Source organism: Roseovarius sp. MMSF_3359 (assembly GCF_030733385.1).
In the GTDB taxonomy this organism is placed as follows: Bacteria; Pseudomonadota; Alphaproteobacteria; order Rhodobacterales; family Rhodobacteraceae; genus Roseovarius.
Genome location: NZ_JASHJC010000007.1, coordinates 166,220 through 181,339, shown reverse-complemented (window position 1 = coordinate 181,339; position 15,120 = coordinate 166,220). Strand labels below are relative to the sequence as shown.

The window sequence follows — 15,120 nt, the reverse complement described above, 5'->3', positions numbered from 1 at the left end:
ACGCAGTTCCGTCTCAGACGGGAGAAAAAGATGCGGACTATCCCAACCTCAATCACCGCTGCCGCGGTGTTGACCTTTGCAACGATGGCGCAGGCGGAACGCGGGGCCGATGGGCAGGCGAGTATTCTTTACTGGCAGGCGCCCTCGATCATGAACCCCTACCTGTCGGGCGGAACCAAGGACATGGAGGCCGCAAGCCTCGTGATCGAACCGCTGGCGCGCTATGACGAGGGCGGCAACCTCGTGCCTTGGCTGGCGGAGGACATCCCGACTGTCGGCAATGGCGGCGTCCGCAAGGACCTCACCGCCATCACCTGGGTGCTGAAAGAGGGGTTGAAATGGTCCGATGGCAGCCCGGTGACCTCCGAGGACGTGAAATTCACCTGGGAATACTGCACCGCCGAGGGTGGCGGATGTGCGCAGGCCGAGAAGTACATTGATGTGACCTCGGTCGAGACCCCGGATGACCGGACCGTGGTGGTGAATTTCGGTGTGCCGAAACCCTTCCCCTATGGTCCTTTCGTGGGCGGGCAGGCGCCGATCATCCAGAAAGCCCAGTTTGCCGATTGCCTCGGCCCCAAGGCGCCGGAATGCACAGAGGCCAATTTCAACCCGATCGGCACCGGCCCTTTCACCGTCACCGATTTTCGGCCCAATGACGTCATCCAACTGACTGCGAACGAGAATTACCGCGATCCGGCCAAGCCCGCGTTCCAGACGATCCTTTTCAAAGGCGGCGGCGATGCCACCGCTGCGGGCCGCGCGGTTCTTGAAACGGGCGAGTTCGACTATGCCTGGAACCTGCAATTGGCCCCGGATGTCCTCAAGAACATGGAAGCCGCGGGCAAGGGCAAGGTCGTGTCGACCTTTGGCACGCTGGTCGAGCGGATCATGATCAACTTCACCAACCCGGATCCGGCGCTCGGGGATGAACGCGGGACGCGAAAGCACCCGCATCCTTTCCTCACCGACAAGGCGGTCAGACAGGCGCTGTCGATGGCCATCGACCGCGAATTGCTGGTCGAAATCGGCTATGGCAATGCGGGCCGGGTGACGTGCAACGTGCTGCCTGCGCCGGAAATCTATGCCTCGACCGCCAATGACGCCTGCAAGACGCAGGATATTGCCGGTGCCAACGCGCTTCTGGACGCGGCTGGCTGGGCCAAGGGCAGTGATGGCATCCGGGCCAAGGACGGTGTGCGCCTGTCACTGCTGTTCCAGACCTCGACCAACGCCGTGCGCCAGGATTTCCAGGCGCTCATCAAGCAATGGTGGAGCGAGATCGGTATCGAGACGGAGCTGCGCAACATCGACGGGTCAGTATTCTTCGGCGGTGATCCGGGCAGCCCGGACACGTTCCAGAAGTTCTTTGCCGATGTCGAAATGTACGCCAATAATTTCGATGGCACCGACCCCGAGAATTACATGGCACGCTGGGCCTGCGATCAGGCACCGGCCCCGGAAAATCAGTGGCAGGGCAACAATATGGGGCGGTTCTGCTCACCTGAATACGATGCACTTGTGGCGGAAATGGCCACGACCGCGGATCTGAATGAGCGTGCACGGCTGGCCAAGGCGATGAACGATGTGCTGATGCAGGAATACGCCATCCTACCGCTTGTCGACAGGGGCCGCACGTCGGGTCACTCCAACGCATTGGGCGGTGTCGTGCTCAACATCTGGGACAGCGAACTTTGGAACGCGGCGGACTGGTATCGGGTCAAGTGACTTGATCCACAAGGGACGTTTTGCAACGGCTGCCGGGTCCGGCGTTTATTGCGCCGGGTGGCCGGTGACGTTGAACACCAGATGGTCGGAAGGTGATGCTTTGGCACCACCTTTTGCGGGCCAGGCGATTATGGAAAGGTTGCAATTCCCGCGCAAAGAACCGTTTCCGACTGTCGTGCCATCGCTTTAGAGGCCGGACTTTTCCATCATTCGAGGCAATGCCTTGAAAATGCAAACGGCATCGTTGAGCGCGTCCGGCTGGAGCCTTGGAGGATCGTACCGCACCATCACGTCGGCGGCGCGGCCGTTGATGTCGGCTATCTTGATCTCTGCACCAGACGCATGGTTCTTGCGAATGTTGTCGGCAAACAAGCGTCCGGTAAATGTCTTGTTTTCGGCATAGAAGCCAAGACCGGTATTGCCCTTTTCTCGGCGCCGCAACCCTTCGATCGCAAGGGCAATACCCTGGACAAAACGCACACGTTTATCATCCCGTGTATAGGCCTTTTGGCTGGTCCTCGCGCGACCACGTACGGTGAGATTGATCTCGCCGATTTTCGTGCCGTCGGTGACGACATCGAAAAACGCGGTATCTAGCATCAACGCATCCTTTTTGGTGGTAAGTTTAAGGTCGATCTCACACGCTTTTGCGACCGTGCCCGAGACATTCCATGCCATCAGGGTGGCGCAGACGGAGATCGCAAGTGATTTGAAAAACCTGTTCAGACTCATGTTGTTGTTATAGCTGCTGCAGCGAAGAAACATGCAATACGACTATGACTGACCTCAAGGGGCCGATGACATCGCGCCACCCCCGGGGGGACCGTCCGCATGGCGCGCAAGATGGTCATTCGTGCTTGCCAAACACATCGCTAAACGTCCGACGCAACGCCACGTCAACATCCGCCATGGTCACCGGCAGGCCGAGATCCACGAGGCTGGTCACACCATGTTCGGTAATGCCACAGGGCACGATGCCGCTGAAGTGCTCCAGGTCGGGTTCCACATTGATCGAAATGCCGTGGAAGCTGATCCATTTCCGCAGGCGAATGCCGATGGCGGCGATCTTGTCTTCGGGTTTTGCACCGGTTGGCGACAGAGGTTTGTCATCCCGTGTAACCCAAACGCCCACGCGGCCATCGCGTATCTCACCGGTCACGTTGAACTGATCGAGGGTGGTAATCACCCAGGTTTCGAGCTGTTGCACGAAGCGGCGCACATCGCGGCCCCGGCGGCCCACGTCCAGCATCACGTAGATCACCCGTTGTCCCGGGCCGTGATAGGTGTACTGCCCGCCGCGCTGGCTGACATGGACCGGGAAGCGGTCCGGCGCGGTCAGGTCCTGTGGTTTCGCGCTGGTACCTGCGGTGTAGAGGGCAGGGTGCTCCAATAGCCAGATGGCCTCCGGCGCCTTGCCCGCCGCAATGAGCGCCACGCGGTCCTCCATCGCCGCCACCGCCGCCTCATACCCGACCAGCCCGGTCGAGACATGCCATTGGACGGCACCACCTTGCAGATCGGTTGGCAGGGGCAGGAGCAATTCAGGGTTCCTTGAGCGGGTCATGTGGTGCGCCATCACCCGCTATCTAGCCGCTGGTGTCGCGAGTTTCAAAGCCCAATCGCCGGTTCAATTCCACACAGAAAGGCGCGCCGCACAAATTCTGGCAAAAAACGCTTCACAAGCGCCGGGCGCATTGATATAGCCTCGCCACCAAGCCTAGACGTGCGGTCGTGGCGGAATGGTAGACGCGCAGCGTTGAGGTCGCTGTGGGGTAAAACCCGTGGAAGTTCGAGTCTTCTCGACCGCACCATACCTTCAGGTTTCTCCTGAAATCTCAGAAAGTTACGCGGTTTCAATGAGTTGTAGATGCCCTATCGCTACAAAGGGCGCTACAAAATGTCTATCAGAATGACCAAGCTTTCACGTAAACCAAATGGTGACTGGTTCGCTCGCAAGGGTATCCCTGCGGGCGTTCGAAAGGCCTACAAGCTTGCCTATGGCAAATCACAGGAAGAGCGGTTTCGGCGGGAAGCATCTTTGCCATCGAATAGGGCGAAGATGGAATTTGCTGATTGGCTGGCAGAAATCGAAGACCGAATAGATCGGCTGCGATCGTCTGGGGATGCCCCCAAGGAGGCTCTCACACAGCGTCAGGCGCACGCTTTGGTAGGCCGCTGGTACGGACTGGCTCACGACCAACAAGGCCGATGAGGGACTCAATGCGGAAGCGGTAGAAGACATCTACGAGCGATACCGCAATGTCGTCGAAAGCAGCATCGTATCTCTTGACCCGGTCTTGGATGAAGATGACGATGACCAAGAACGGTCGGCAGTCCACGCAGCACGCGTCAGGGCTTTCGTGGCGGCGTTCTCCGAGATAGACTTCTTCATGGCAGCCGAGGGTGTCACCCTATCTGAGAGCGCTCGTGATGCCCTATAGATAACCTAGAGAGCGACTTCGTGGCCGCGCTGGGTCTGCTGAGGCGGCGTGCTGATGGGGACTATTCGTCAGACGAGCGCCTCAAGGCGTTCCCCGAGGACCAGATAATATCTAAGGTGCAGGCCAATCGAGGCCATACAGGCATGACCATCTGGCAAGCTTTCGAGAGTTGGGTGACAGAGCGCAAGCCTGCAGCAGCTAAAGTGAACCGTTGGAGGGGCGTTTTTGAGAACTTGAACGCATTCCATGAGCACCGTGATGTAGTACTGTTCTCGGAAGATGATGCGGTGCCGGAAAGAACTCGCTCGTGACTGGCGGCAGGGGGACAAGAACCATCAACGAGGTTTGGCTTACGTCTGCCCGCACAGTGTTTGAATGGGTCAAAACTCGGAAGAAGATTAAGGTGAACCCTCTGGAGGGTGTGAAGGTTGCCGGGGCGAACCAGCCGCTGAAGACCAGAGAGCCGGAGTTTACTGAGGATGAGATCGCGAAGCTCCTTCAGGCAAGTCTGAAACCCATGTCGACACGTATTCAAGCGAAGCTTAGGGCGACCTATGGCTGGGTGCCCTGGCTGTGTGCCTATACGGAGGCCAGAGGCGGAGAGATGACGCAGCTTCGCAAGGAGGATTTCATAAGGCACAGGAATGGCTTTTGGGTCATCAAGATCATGCCGGAGGCAGGTGACGTTAAGGGCAACACCTATCGCGAAATCCCGGATCATGAGCACTTGATTGGCCAAGGGCTTTTGGACTTTGTTGAGAGGAGCGTGGCTGGCCCGCTGTTTCGCGATGGCACGATGGCACGAAGGCTAACACCATTGACCCCCTGAAACCGCCACGACTTGCGCATGTGATTGCACGAAACAAGCTGCAAACTGGTCTTAAATCTAGGACCACCTCTCACCTCTTATAGCGACATCGTTTTCCGGCGCGTCCTCGGGCTGCTTTGTCTTGGCGTCATCCTGGCGGCCTGGCGGAAAACGCCGGCCGATATCCGCAGGAGACTCTGGCCCGCGCTCTGGCTCTTCTGCGGTGTCGTCGCAAGCGGTGTCGTTGTCGATTTCTTCCACAACTTCACCGGTGAAAAGACCGTCGTCTCTGGTCTCCTGCTGTTGCTGGAAGACGGCGGCGAAATGATCTTCATCTCCCTGATGCTGGCTTACATCGCCAGGGCCTTCAGCGGAGAGATGGCGGATGCGCCGGTTTCAGAGGCGTCCTTGAACCAAAATCACTGATCTCCCTGATCGTTCGTCATCCTGGCGCGCCGCTTGTGATGCGGTTGATCCTGCATACCCAATGATCCCATGGCCCTCCGGGGGATACGGGCCATAGCTATAACGCACCGTACGCCGCCTGCGCGGACTGGTAACGGTGTCGGGGCATCCTGATCGGCTTAAAGCGTTTGCAGACGCGGTAGCTGCCCGGAGGCCCTTTCATGATCGAAAATCTTCTTCCTTATCTCGACCTCTACCTGATCGGCGTTGTCTGGATCTTTGCCGGGGTGGTGACGGGCATCCACGCGATGGGGGTCTGGCAGGCGTTTCAGGAGGAGGAATACGGACCGCCAGCCATCGACCTAGGGCATAAGTGGTTTTTCATGTCCTGCGTCTGCCCGCCGGCGTCGATGTTGACCACCAAGCTGTTTTTCCCGGATGTCAGGTTTCGCAAGCCCCGTTGGTTCTGAAGCGACGGCGGGAAAATCAGAACTGATTTCCGGCTCGTAGAAGGCGCCGGATCAATATGTCAGAGCCTCTCTCCTGACACAGATCCAAAACTGATACACTAGGTTGCCCGCCGAATTCGGTTGACGGGCGGCGTCTGTTTCGGACAGTGATCCGTAACGGACGCCGCGTGGCTTTTGGCCTTCCGGCGACGGCAGATTGACCGGGAGGGAGAGCGGCATGAGCGGACATGGATACGAAGCAGGGCGTCTGAACCTGCCCTTTGTTGGTATTTCGACCTTCGGCAAATCCCCCTATGTGCAGGACTGGGGCGCCATAGACGCGGATGTGGCCATACTTGGTGCGCCGTTCGATTTCGGCACGCAATTCCGGTCCGGCGCGCGGTTTGGGCCGCGTTCGATCCGCGAGGCCTCGACGCTCTTTTCCTTCGGTCATGGTGGCGCCTATGACCATGAGGATGACATCACCTACATGCCCGCGGGTGAGGTCAGGATCGTCGATATCGGGGACGCCGATATCGTGCATACGGACACGATCAAGAGCCACGCCAATATCGAACATGGTGTGCGCCAGATCCTCAAGGCTGGGGCAATCCCCGTGGTGCTGGGCGGCGATCATTCGGTCAATATCCCTTGCGTAAACGCCTTCGAGGGGCAGGAGCCGATCCATATCGTGCAGATCGACGCGCATCTCGATTTCGTCGATGAACGGCACGGGGTGCGTTACGGCCATGGCAACCCGATGCGGCGTGCGGCGGAGAAGGGTTATGTGACGGGCCTCAGCCAGATCGGCATTCGCAATGTGTCGTCCACTGCAAAGGAAGGCTATGATGATGCTCGTGCGATGGGGTCGGATATCCTGTCGGTCCGGCAGTTCCGCAAGCTGGGCGTTGAGCAGGTCTTGTCGCGCATTCCCGAGGGTGTGCGGTATTACGTGACCATCGACATTGACGGGTTCGATCCTTCCATTGCGCCCGGAACCGGCACGCCCAGCCATGGCGGGTTTCTCTATTACGAGGTGCTGGAATTGCTGGACGGACTCTGCAAGCGCGGGAACATCGTTGGGCTTGACCTGGTGGAGGTCGCACCGGATTACGACCACACCGGGACTACGGCCATTCTGGCGGCGCAGATCCTGATGAACACGATCGGGCGGATGCTGCACCATCGCGGGTGATCTACGGACAGCATGACGGCGCGGCTTGCGGGGTGGCAGCTTACCGGATCAAGTTCATCCTGAGTTTGATCTTGCGCTTGACCTCTTGCGGCAGGTGTTTGTTGAGCCGGGCGTTGATGAGGCCGAAGATGCTGACGACGATGAGGGTCAGGATGATGAAATACATCGCCAGGATCGGGTAGGGGACAAACGGGTTGAAGGTCTTGTCCGCGAAGTAGTTGGCGTAATAGAGCGCGTCGCCCCGTTGTTGCCAGGCCGGGAAGCCCGAGAAGAAGACCAGTGCCGTGGCGTGGAAAAGAAAGATCGCCTCGTTCGTATAGGCGGGCCAGGCGAGGCGTAGCATGGTGGGCCATACGATTTTCTTGAAGCGCGGCCAGCCGGAGAAACCATAGGCATCGGCGCTCTCCACGTCACCCTTGGGGATCGAGCGCAGCGCGCCATAGAAAATCTCGCCGGAATAGGCGGCAGTGTTGAGGAAGAGCACCACCAGCGCGCCGAGCCAGGCGGCGGTGAAGGGTTCGAAGAACGCGTAGTGCTGTTTCAGGCTGAGAAAGAGAAAATAGCCGAAGAAGAACTGCACGAAAAGCGGTGAGCCGCGGAAGAGGAAGATGAACCATTCCGCCGGTTTGCGCAGCCAGACATTGCGCGACCCCTTGCCCAGGGCCAGCGCCGTGGCAAAGAAGAACCCGGCGATCAGGGCCAGCACCCCGAAATAGACGTTCCAGATCATGCCGGAGCCGATCAGGGTGAATTGCTGACACAGCGTGAAGTCATCGCGCGGGAGCAGGCGCTCGCCATAGCCCACGGAGCGCAGGGCATAGTCCTGAATGGTTTGCCAGCAGCTCATGCAAGGGCCCTCCGGCAGAGCGCCCGATGGCGCGAAAGCGGTTGCGAAGCAATCGCGTGCGCCGCTGATCGGGACACCAACATCATGCCGCAACCTTTCTCTGGGCTTCGCCGCCGGTGGTGGCCTGACCCTTGGTGAGGCGTTTCATCGTGCGCTCAAGGAAGATCTCGGAGACCCGCGTGAAGGCGAGGTAGAAGACCAGAAGCGCCAGGAAGTACCACATGCGCCAGTCGCCATGGGGATAGTCGGTGAACTTGGCGGTTTTCGATCCGCCCATCTCCCGCGCCCAATAGACGATATCTTCGACGCCGAGCAGGAACAGAAGCGGTGTCGCCTTGATGAGCACCATCCAGAGGTTGCCAAGGCCGGGCAGGGCATAGACCCACATCTGCGGCACCATGATCCGGCGAAAGGCCTGTTTGCGGGTCATGCCATAGGCCTCGGCGGTTTCCATCTGTGCCCGCGGCACGGCGCGCATGGCCCCGAAGAGGACGTTGGCGGCAAAGGCGCCGAAAACGATCGCGAAGGTAAAGATCGCGAGGAAAAATCCATAGGTCTCGTGCACCCATTGCGGGGCGGTGCCAAGTGGCATCTTGGCCGCGGCACAGACGACGAAGTCATTGCCCTGGCGCACCGGTTCCGTCCATTCCGGGCAGAGGAGCTTGTGGCGGGTCCATTCGATCGCCTGATCGAGTGCGATGACGAAGAAGAGGAAAAACGCGATGTCAGGCACACCCCGGACAATCGCGATACAGGTCTTGCCGATCCAGCGCAGCGGCGCGATTTGCGACCGCGCGGCCGTGGCCCCGAAATACCCGAAGAGAAGCGCCGTGGGCGCGGTAATCGCCAGAAGCAGGAGCACTGTCCCGAAGGACAGGTAGAACGCCATGTGCTTGCCCGTGGTCAGGTAGCAACTCAGCCAGGTCAGGCCGGAAAGCGTCGAGGGATCGGTACAGTAAGAGAACACGCTCTCGCCCCTATCTTTGCGTATCAGCTTGCATAATAGACTCGACCGCCCAACTGCTGAACCTTGTCTGGTTCTTTGAAATCTTCTTCATCCAAAACAACCGCATCGTCGATCTCCACGCTGAGAACATCAGCCGAATCTAGAAACGATTTAGCACTTTCTAGCGCAAGCTCTTCGTTTAAACCACGGACACCTACCCAAACGTAGTATCCTTTCGCACTGCTGCCTTCTGGCCCATGATGGTTCGGTTGTATCAGTTGCACGTCACAAAAAACGCCAATTCCAGCCTGGGACATAGGTGGAGCAACCATCTCGTTCTTCGACATGATTGCTCCAAGTTCAGATCAGAAGGTTTCGCCGATGTCCCATTTGGTGATCAGCTCGTTGAGCGAGCCATCGTCCTTCATCGACTGGATGGCCGCGTCGAACTTGGCCTTCAGCTCACCGTCGCTTTCGCGGACCCCCATGCCGACGCCACCGCCGAGCATTTCGGTCTTTTCAAGCAGGACCAGTTCGGAGTCCTCATCCGCGATCGGGGCGAGGTAGCCCTTGTCGGCCAGAACTGCGTCGGCCTCGCCGTTACGGACGGCGGCGATGGTTTCCTCGGGCGTGGCGAATTCCACCAGCGTGGCGCCGGTCGAGGCGATGTGGCTCGCCTGGATGGTGCCGGTCTGCGCGGCCAGAACACCGCCGCTGACGTCAACATCCGAAGACATCGCCAGGTAGGCAGACGGATCAGGTTGCGTATAGTTCTGAGTGAAATCAATTACTTCGTCACGCTCGTCGGTGATCGACATGCCGGCGATGATCACATCGTAGTTGCCCGACACGAGGTTCGGAATGATGCTGTCCCACTCGTTGGTCACCCATTCGCAGGTCAGCTCCGCGCGTTTGCAGAGCTCATCGCCCAGCTCACGCTCGAACCCGTCGACTTCACCCGCGTCATTGATGAAGTTCCACGGAGGGTAGGCGCCCTCGGTCCCCATGCGGACCACATCGGCGCCAAAAGCCATGCCCGCGCTGAGCGCGAAAGCGGCGGTAGTAAGGATCAGTTTCTTCATGTGCTATCTCCCGTTAGCTTGGTTTTTTGTTGTCTCAGGCGGCCATTGTCGAGCTGAGGAACTGCTGCAGCCGCTCGGATTTCGGGGCGCCAAAGAGGTCTTTGGGTGCGCCTTCTTCCTCGATCAGCCCCTGATGCAGGAACACGACGTGATCCGACACATCAGCGGCCATTTTCATGTCATGGGTGACGATCATCATCGTCCGGCCCTCGGTGGCCAGGTCCTTGATAACCTTGACGACTTCCTGCTCCAGCTCTGGGTCGAGGGCGCTGGTCGGTTCGTCGAAAAGAAGCGCCTGCGGCTCCATGCAGAGGCCGCGTGCGATGGCGGCGCGCTGTTGCTGCCCGCCCGAAAGCTGCGCCGGATAGACGTCGCATTTGTCGCCGATGCCGACCTTGTCGAGGTAGTGCCGCGCTTTGTCTTCCACTTCGCTGCGCTCACGGCCCATGACGGTGACCGGGGCCTCCATCACGTTTTGCAGGATCGTCATATGGGCCCAGAGGTTGAACTGCTGGAACACCATGCTGAGATTGGTGCGGATGCGCAGCACCTGTTTCGGATCGGCGGGGTGACGGTTCAGGCCTTCACCCTTCCATTTGACCGGCTCGCCCTTGAACAGGATATCGCCCTGCTGGCTTTCTTCGAGGAGGTTGGCACAGCGCAGGATGGTTGATTTGCCGGAGCCCGACGATCCGATGAGCGACACGACATCGCCTTTGTGGGCGGTAATGTCGACGCCCTTGATCACCTCGAGCGCGCCATAGGCCTTGTGAAGATTGCGGATTTCGATGACGGGTGTCTGATCGGTCAAGGGGGCATCCCGAATGGTTGCAAGCAGCTTCAGGAAGGTAATAGGGCCGAAAAAATGGCATAATGCAACTTGCAAAACGGTAGAATGCGACGATTAAGTTCCGAATTGACGTTGGGTAAGTCCGTTTCGGAAGTGCAGGGTGGCGTCGGAAACCTTCGGCGGGACGGAGATTGGCGGGCCGTTTTCGCGCGATCGCGCGTCCGGTCAGGAGCCATGTCGCGGGTTCTGCGCAAGGCTCGTTGGTTAACCAAGAACAAATGTAGGCGTATTCGTCTAAAGTTTTCCGAATTAGACTGAGAAAACTTTAGACGTATCTTATGTTGTTGGAGCGAACATGGCCGCGACACCAGAACATGCCGCAAGGGTTTTAGGCTTGAGCCTTGATGCGACGCTTGATGATGTCAGGCGGGTGCGGCGCAAGATGGCGCTCAAGTATCATCCGGACCGCTCGACCGATCAGGCGCGATCGACACGGCACATGGCGCGCATCAATGCGGCGGCCGACACGCTGATCGCGTTTCTGAAAAAGCGGGAGGCCGTGCGTCCGCAAGGGGGCCATGGGGCGGCTGGCCGTCATTCTGCACATAAAGGCGCCGAGGCTTCCTCGGCCCGTTCGAAAAGAACCAAACCGAAGACGGAGCGCCAGCACACCGACGCCCGCCCCCGGCAGGAAGAACCGCGACGCGACGCCAACAGGCAGGCTGCGAATGCGCCAGGTGGACCCACCAAGGCACGGGTCCGGTCAAAGGCGGAACTCGCCCGGGTGTTCCTTGCAACGCAATCCTACGGCAAGGTGCTCTCGCGGATTGGCGGGCAGTCAGAGGGGCCTCGGGTGGACCTCAGGGTGATGAGCTTCGCGAAAGCAAGCTAGGCGAGGGGGCGGCAGCCTCAAGCCTCTGCCACCAGACCCCGCCACGCGGCGGATTGCGCGAGGATCGGACGGCGCAGCGCAAGCAGGTGCCGGGCTTCCCCCGACCGACCGAGTTTCAGCAGACAGGTCAACAGCGCATGTTCCAGAAGGTCGCGTTGCGCGCGGCTGCCGCCGATACGGGCGTGATCGGCCATGCATGCGGTCAGGTGACGGGCCGCTTGCGCCCAGTTCTTCGCCGCGATTTCACGGCAGGCAAGGGCGGCATCGGGCACAAGATCGGCGGCGGGTCCGGCCGGATTGCTGATGATCTCCTGCAGCGGTTCGCTCGCCCCGGCCATCGCATGGGCAAGCGCGGCGTGCATGTCGATGAAAGCATTGCCGCATTTCGGATAATGCTGCCGGGCGTAGTCGCTGACCTTTTGCCATTGCTCGGGCGCGACGGTCTCCCCGGCCACCTCCGCGCGGAAAAGGATCGAGGCCGTGTCGGTCAGGATATTGATCGGCAGGCCAAGCGCCGCCCCGGGGGCCACGTCCGCATCGACGATCTGCCACATCCGGTCGGTTTCCCCCTGTTCCAGTGACCAGAGCGCGGCATGCCATGACAGATGCCCGTGCATGACGCCGCTGCGGTCGTAGCCTGCCAGCCAGTCGGTAAGGTAATCGGTGCCAGCTTTGGTTTCGCCCACCTCGTACCAGATATGCGAGCGGATATGGGCGCCATTGGCATTGTCGGGGTTGAGCGCCAGCGACCGGTCGATCATCCGGTCGGCCTTGGCCAGGTTGCCGGTTTCACAAAGCGCAAAGGCATATTGGCTCAGGCACCACCAATCATCCTCGCCGTAATGGGGCAGGAGTGCCGCGTTGAAGGCCAGCATCTCGGCTTCGCGCCCCGGTTGGCCGGAGAAACCGATCAGCCCGAAGATCGAACTACAGGTCTGAGCTACCATCGCGTCGCGGGGATAGGCATCCATATGGGCGCGGATGGCGGCATAGGCCTCTGCCGTCTTGCCCGAGATCAGCAGGTCAAGCGCGTGGATATGGCTTTGCTCCCGCTCGGTGCCGTTTGCGCCAAGCGCCTTGGCCTGCTGCATCGCCGCGCGCGCCGCGAGGCCATCGTTGATGTTGAGCAGGGCCCGGGCCAGCCCGACATGGGCCAGCGCGAAATGGGGGTCTTGGGCGATGGCCTCCTGGAACGGGGCGATCATGTCGACCTGGGCTGCAAGCAGGCGGTGCAGACCGGTGGAATAGGCCTCCGCTGCGGTCTGGTTGCTGGTGCTGAGCGGGTTGTCGTAGAGATCGGTGCAGACGGTCATGGGGCCATTCCTGTTGCCGACCTTATGCCGTGCCGGCCATGCGTTGCCGGGCGCGGGCGCTGTCCATGTCGCTGACGCCGAGGAACTTGACCACCAGCCGCAGCAGCGCGTCTTCGTCCGCATCGCGTTCGCCATCGGCTAGGGCCACCTGCCAAAGCGCCTCGACAACGCCCAACCGGTTGTCATAGTCCACCGCCTGCTTGATCGCCTCGGTGAAGACGACGGTATCCGGCGCTTCGGCCTCGAGCGTTTCGGCATGCTGGCGCAGTTCCGACGCCTCGAACGGCGACAGGCCATAGCGTGCGGCGGTGATCCGGTCGATCCGGTCTTTTTCTTCGGGCGCGTAATCGCCGTCGGTGCGGGCCACCCGGACCAGAAGGGCGGTCAGCGCCAGGCGCGCGTCATCATCGTTCAACGGGACAGGGGCGGGCTCGGAAAGTCTTTTGAGGAATGAACCAAACATGCAGGTGTTATAGGGCCGCTTGCGGCCATGTCCAAGAGGTCATAGACCCTCGGCGGTCGCACGAGCCGTATCGCTGTCGGAAACGCTGAGGCCCATGGCAACGCGGGCGGCCTCGATCACTTCCTTCTCTTCGTCATGGCTTTCACCATCGGCCAGCAACACCTCCCACATCGCCTCAAGCGCGTCGATACGTGCCTGGAAACTGGTCGTTTCGCGAATGACATGGGCGAAATGGTCGGTCTCGGGGGCGGCGCGCTCGAGTTTTTCGCAAATCGCACGGGTCTTGGCCGCCTCGACCGGGTTGAGCCCGAAAAGCCGCGTCAGGAGCCGGTCAATGCGGCTGATCTCTTCGAACTGGTAATGCTGGTCGGATTTCGCTACCCGCACCATCAGGGCGCCGAGCGCGAGCTTTTCGTCGGGTTCGGGCAATGGCTCTGGTTTTGGGGCCGCAAAGGCGTGCAGGATACGGTTCAGCATAGGCGCAGAATAAGCACGGCGCCGACCGTCCAGCCAAGCGTTTTTTGCCAGTAAATGCCTGCCTTGATGCGCATGCGCCACAACTTTCGGGGGCTGGCAGTGAGATAGGGCGGTACAAGACCGACGCACGTCGCAAGCGCCTCCGTGTTTCGGGGACAAACGCGATGGATGATGTCCCCGCGATGAACAGCGATCTTGGCCGTCACGGGATTGGTCTGCGGTTGTGCAATTCTTATGTCGCCGAGAGGTGCGTTTTCTATGGTTTTGCGGAGGAGATTTGTCCAGTAAATTACTGTAAAAATGTCTTTTTTCGACCTTCTCGGCTCCTGAATCCGGTGCTGGACAGTGAGGAAAAGACGATTTGGAAACGGCAGGTTTCCGCCGACGCAACAGCCGGGGCCGAAACGCCATAAGAGCGTCACATTTGCACCCAAGAATTTTCGCGTTGCTCCTGCACATCTGGTCCCAGAGGCAGCAGCGGCGCAGGTTCGGAGAAACGCAATGCAAGAGTTCGAGAATTTCGACTGGCACCAGGGGAGTGCCGATGAGCACCTTGCGATGGCCCGTTTGGGCAGCGCGGATCAGATCTGCGCGCTGGCCAGGGAATATAGCTGGTTCCAACATCCCGAACGGGTGCTCGGGTGGATCATGGCGCAGAAATGCGTCGATCTCGGTACCGCGCTAACGGTGTTTCTGAACGGCGAGCCGGAGCGGTTCAACTACATGCCTAAGCGTGACATCCCCGAGGGCTATCGTGGCGTTGTGCGGCTTCTGGACAATATCTGCCAACGCCTCAACAGCGGCTTTTACCTTGCGGACCCCAACAGCCCGTTAAGCGACCGGCGCCGCATCACCAAATGGGTCGCCTACCAGGCATTTGACCGCGATGAGGGCAGTGTAGGCCGCTGGCAGCTTGATGAGTGCATACTCGAACCTCTCCTGAACGACACGCTGCGCCTCGAGGTGCCGGAAGAGGAGCAAAAGCAGCCTAACCTCTTGATGGATATCCTCAGCCCGGCAATCGATCTGGCGACCAAGCGGGTGATCGACGACGAACCCGAACCCGCGTCCGAAAGAGGTTGAACGCCGCCAACCGGACCGCCACTGGATCGTCGATACGCGGTAACGCAGGAGGTCGTACGCCTTCAACGTCTGTGTGTCAAAGAAGTGCAACGACCGTTTCGAGTACTCCGAGGAAATTGCCCCCGCCCGGAATCAAGGTGCGAAGCACCGCCGGGCAGCGCCCGACCGCCCCATGGGCGGGCGCTTCGTCACCGTTTCAAT

General features: G+C 59.9%; 20 protein-coding genes and 1 tRNA gene. 11 read left to right on the top strand and 10 right to left on the bottom strand.

All coding sequences use genetic code 11. The annotated features are described in order from the left end of the window. Positions 1–30: 30 nt before the first annotated feature. The gene (locus RBB29_RS12380) at positions 31–1,728 is read left to right on the top strand and encodes a peptide ABC transporter substrate-binding protein (RefSeq protein WP_306115218.1); all 1,698 of its coding nucleotides are present in this window, start codon (positions 31–33) and stop codon (positions 1,726–1,728) included. Positions 1,729–1,914: 186 nt separating this feature from the next. On the opposite strand, the gene RBB29_RS12375 is transcribed toward RBB29_RS12380, so the two are convergent. After that, a complete protein-coding gene (locus RBB29_RS12375; protein ID WP_306115217.1) occupies positions 1,915–2,460 on the bottom strand; it encodes a hypothetical protein in 546 nt (181 codons plus the stop codon). A gap of 115 nt (positions 2,461–2,575) precedes the next feature. Next, positions 2,576–3,292: a lipoyl(octanoyl) transferase LipB gene (gene lipB / locus RBB29_RS12370; protein ID WP_306115216.1), complete on the bottom strand. Its 717-nt coding sequence runs from the start codon at positions 3,290–3,292 to the stop codon at positions 2,576–2,578. Between the two features lie 161 nt (positions 3,293–3,453). On the opposite strand from lipB, the gene RBB29_RS12365 reads away from it, so the two are divergent. The 7 genes from RBB29_RS12365 (at position 3,454) to speB (ending at position 7,026) form a co-directional block, all read left to right on the top strand. Then, positions 3,454–3,539: transfer RNA gene (locus RBB29_RS12365), tRNA-Leu, on the top strand. 56 nt (positions 3,540–3,595) lie between these two features. Next, positions 3,596–3,940 carry a hypothetical protein gene (locus RBB29_RS12360; protein WP_306115215.1) on the top strand — a complete coding sequence of 115 codons (345 nt, stop codon included), beginning with the start codon at positions 3,596–3,598 and terminating at the stop codon, positions 3,938–3,940. Positions 3,941–4,189: 249 nt separating this feature from the next. Next, complete coding sequence (locus RBB29_RS12355) at positions 4,190–4,480, top strand: hypothetical protein (RefSeq protein WP_306115214.1); 291 nt, start codon at positions 4,190–4,192, stop codon at positions 4,478–4,480. A gap of 92 nt (positions 4,481–4,572) precedes the next feature. Then, positions 4,573–4,998, top strand: coding sequence for a hypothetical protein (locus RBB29_RS12350; RefSeq protein WP_306121158.1), 426 nt, complete (start codon positions 4,573–4,575; stop codon positions 4,996–4,998). A gap of 24 nt (positions 4,999–5,022) precedes the next feature. Continuing rightward, positions 5,023–5,403 (top strand): hypothetical protein, encoded by a 381-nt coding sequence (locus RBB29_RS12345; RefSeq protein ID WP_306115212.1) that lies wholly within the window; start codon positions 5,023–5,025, stop codon positions 5,401–5,403. A 200-nt stretch (positions 5,404–5,603) separates the two neighbouring features. Then, the gene (locus RBB29_RS12340; protein ID WP_306115211.1) at positions 5,604–5,852 is read left to right on the top strand and encodes a hypothetical protein; all 249 of its coding nucleotides are present in this window, start codon (positions 5,604–5,606) and stop codon (positions 5,850–5,852) included. Between the two features lie 217 nt (positions 5,853–6,069). Next, on the top strand, positions 6,070–7,026 hold the full coding sequence (speB, locus tag RBB29_RS12335; protein WP_306115210.1) for an agmatinase: 957 nt from the start codon (positions 6,070–6,072) through the stop codon (positions 7,024–7,026). A 40-nt stretch (positions 7,027–7,066) separates the two neighbouring features. On the opposite strand, the gene RBB29_RS12330 is transcribed toward speB, so the two are convergent. The 5 genes from RBB29_RS12330 to RBB29_RS12310 all read right to left on the bottom strand — a co-directional run bounded on the left by RBB29_RS12330 (position 7,067) and on the right by RBB29_RS12310 (position 10,712). Beyond that, entirely contained in the window at positions 7,067–7,873 is an 807-nt protein-coding gene (locus tag RBB29_RS12330; RefSeq protein ID WP_306115209.1) for an ABC transporter permease, read from the bottom strand. Positions 7,874–7,955: 82 nt separating this feature from the next. Then, positions 7,956–8,840 (bottom strand): ABC transporter permease, encoded by an 885-nt coding sequence (locus tag RBB29_RS12325; protein ID WP_306115208.1) that lies wholly within the window; start codon positions 8,838–8,840, stop codon positions 7,956–7,958. Between the two features lie 23 nt (positions 8,841–8,863). Then, positions 8,864–9,166 carry a hypothetical protein gene (locus tag RBB29_RS12320; RefSeq protein WP_306115207.1) on the bottom strand — a complete coding sequence of 101 codons (303 nt, stop codon included), beginning with the start codon at positions 9,164–9,166 and terminating at the stop codon, positions 8,864–8,866. Between the two features lie 18 nt (positions 9,167–9,184). Further along, positions 9,185–9,901 carry a transporter substrate-binding domain-containing protein gene (locus RBB29_RS12315; RefSeq protein ID WP_306115206.1) on the bottom strand — a complete coding sequence of 239 codons (717 nt, stop codon included), beginning with the start codon at positions 9,899–9,901 and terminating at the stop codon, positions 9,185–9,187. A 34-nt stretch (positions 9,902–9,935) separates the two neighbouring features. Continuing rightward, a complete protein-coding gene (locus RBB29_RS12310) occupies positions 9,936–10,712 on the bottom strand; it encodes an ABC transporter ATP-binding protein (RefSeq protein ID WP_306115205.1) in 777 nt (258 codons plus the stop codon). 334 nt (positions 10,713–11,046) lie between these two features. On the opposite strand from RBB29_RS12310, the gene RBB29_RS12305 reads away from it, so the two are divergent. Further along, the gene (locus RBB29_RS12305) at positions 11,047–11,583 is read left to right on the top strand and encodes a J domain-containing protein (RefSeq protein ID WP_306115204.1); all 537 of its coding nucleotides are present in this window, start codon (positions 11,047–11,049) and stop codon (positions 11,581–11,583) included. Between the two features lie 17 nt (positions 11,584–11,600). Here RBB29_RS12305 and RBB29_RS12300 read toward each other — a convergent pair whose 3' ends face one another. Genes RBB29_RS12300 through RBB29_RS12290 form a run of 3 tightly spaced genes read right to left on the bottom strand, consistent with a single transcriptional unit; the run spans position 11,601 to position 13,836 of the window. Continuing rightward, a complete protein-coding gene (locus RBB29_RS12300) occupies positions 11,601–12,896 on the bottom strand; it encodes a tetratricopeptide repeat protein (protein ID WP_306115203.1) in 1,296 nt (431 codons plus the stop codon). A 22-nt stretch (positions 12,897–12,918) separates the two neighbouring features. Next, the gene (locus tag RBB29_RS12295; protein WP_306115202.1) at positions 12,919–13,359 is read right to left on the bottom strand and encodes a TerB family tellurite resistance protein; all 441 of its coding nucleotides are present in this window, start codon (positions 13,357–13,359) and stop codon (positions 12,919–12,921) included. Between the two features lie 39 nt (positions 13,360–13,398). After that, positions 13,399–13,836 carry a TerB family tellurite resistance protein gene (locus RBB29_RS12290; RefSeq protein WP_306115201.1) on the bottom strand — a complete coding sequence of 146 codons (438 nt, stop codon included), beginning with the start codon at positions 13,834–13,836 and terminating at the stop codon, positions 13,399–13,401. A 164-nt stretch (positions 13,837–14,000) separates the two neighbouring features. Between RBB29_RS12290 and RBB29_RS12285 the strand changes: the two genes are divergently transcribed. Then, entirely contained in the window at positions 14,001–14,249 is a 249-nt protein-coding gene (locus RBB29_RS12285; RefSeq protein WP_306115200.1) for a hypothetical protein, read from the top strand. 88 nt (positions 14,250–14,337) lie between these two features. Then, the gene (locus tag RBB29_RS12280; protein WP_306115199.1) at positions 14,338–14,919 is read left to right on the top strand and encodes a hypothetical protein; all 582 of its coding nucleotides are present in this window, start codon (positions 14,338–14,340) and stop codon (positions 14,917–14,919) included. Positions 14,920–15,120 lie beyond the last annotated feature (201 nt).

Bases quoted from the DNA above. Each gene is read 5' to 3' on its own strand.
- RBB29_RS12340 (WP_306115211.1), top strand. From the start codon at position 5,604: ATGATCGAAAATCTTCTTCCTTATCTCGACCTCTACCTGATCGGCGTT.
- RBB29_RS12305 (WP_306115204.1), top strand. From the start codon at position 11,047: ATGGCCGCGACACCAGAACATGCCGCAAGGGTTTTAGGCTTGAGCCTT.
- RBB29_RS12295 (WP_306115202.1), bottom strand. From the start codon at position 13,359: ATGTTTGGTTCATTCCTCAAAAGACTTTCCGAGCCCGCCCCTGTCCCG.
- RBB29_RS12280 (WP_306115199.1), top strand. From the start codon at position 14,338: ATGCAAGAGTTCGAGAATTTCGACTGGCACCAGGGGAGTGCCGATGAG.
- RBB29_RS12290 (WP_306115201.1), bottom strand. From the start codon at position 13,836: ATGCTGAACCGTATCCTGCACGCCTTTGCGGCCCCAAAACCAGAGCCA.
- RBB29_RS12380 (WP_306115218.1), top strand. From the start codon at position 31: ATGCGGACTATCCCAACCTCAATCACCGCTGCCGCGGTGTTGACCTTT.
- lipB (WP_306115216.1), bottom strand. From the start codon at position 3,292: ATGACCCGCTCAAGGAACCCTGAATTGCTCCTGCCCCTGCCAACCGAT.
- RBB29_RS12375 (WP_306115217.1), bottom strand. From the start codon at position 2,460: ATGAGTCTGAACAGGTTTTTCAAATCACTTGCGATCTCCGTCTGCGCC.
- speB (WP_306115210.1), top strand. From the start codon at position 6,070: ATGAGCGGACATGGATACGAAGCAGGGCGTCTGAACCTGCCCTTTGTT.
- RBB29_RS12330 (WP_306115209.1), bottom strand. From the start codon at position 7,873: ATGAGCTGCTGGCAAACCATTCAGGACTATGCCCTGCGCTCCGTGGGC.
- RBB29_RS12360 (WP_306115215.1), top strand. From the start codon at position 3,596: ATGCCCTATCGCTACAAAGGGCGCTACAAAATGTCTATCAGAATGACC.
- RBB29_RS12315 (WP_306115206.1), bottom strand. From the start codon at position 9,901: ATGAAGAAACTGATCCTTACTACCGCCGCTTTCGCGCTCAGCGCGGGC.
- RBB29_RS12300 (WP_306115203.1), bottom strand. From the start codon at position 12,896: ATGACCGTCTGCACCGATCTCTACGACAACCCGCTCAGCACCAGCAAC.
- RBB29_RS12320 (WP_306115207.1), bottom strand. From the start codon at position 9,166: ATGTCGAAGAACGAGATGGTTGCTCCACCTATGTCCCAGGCTGGAATT.
- RBB29_RS12285 (WP_306115200.1), top strand. From the start codon at position 14,001: ATGGATGATGTCCCCGCGATGAACAGCGATCTTGGCCGTCACGGGATT.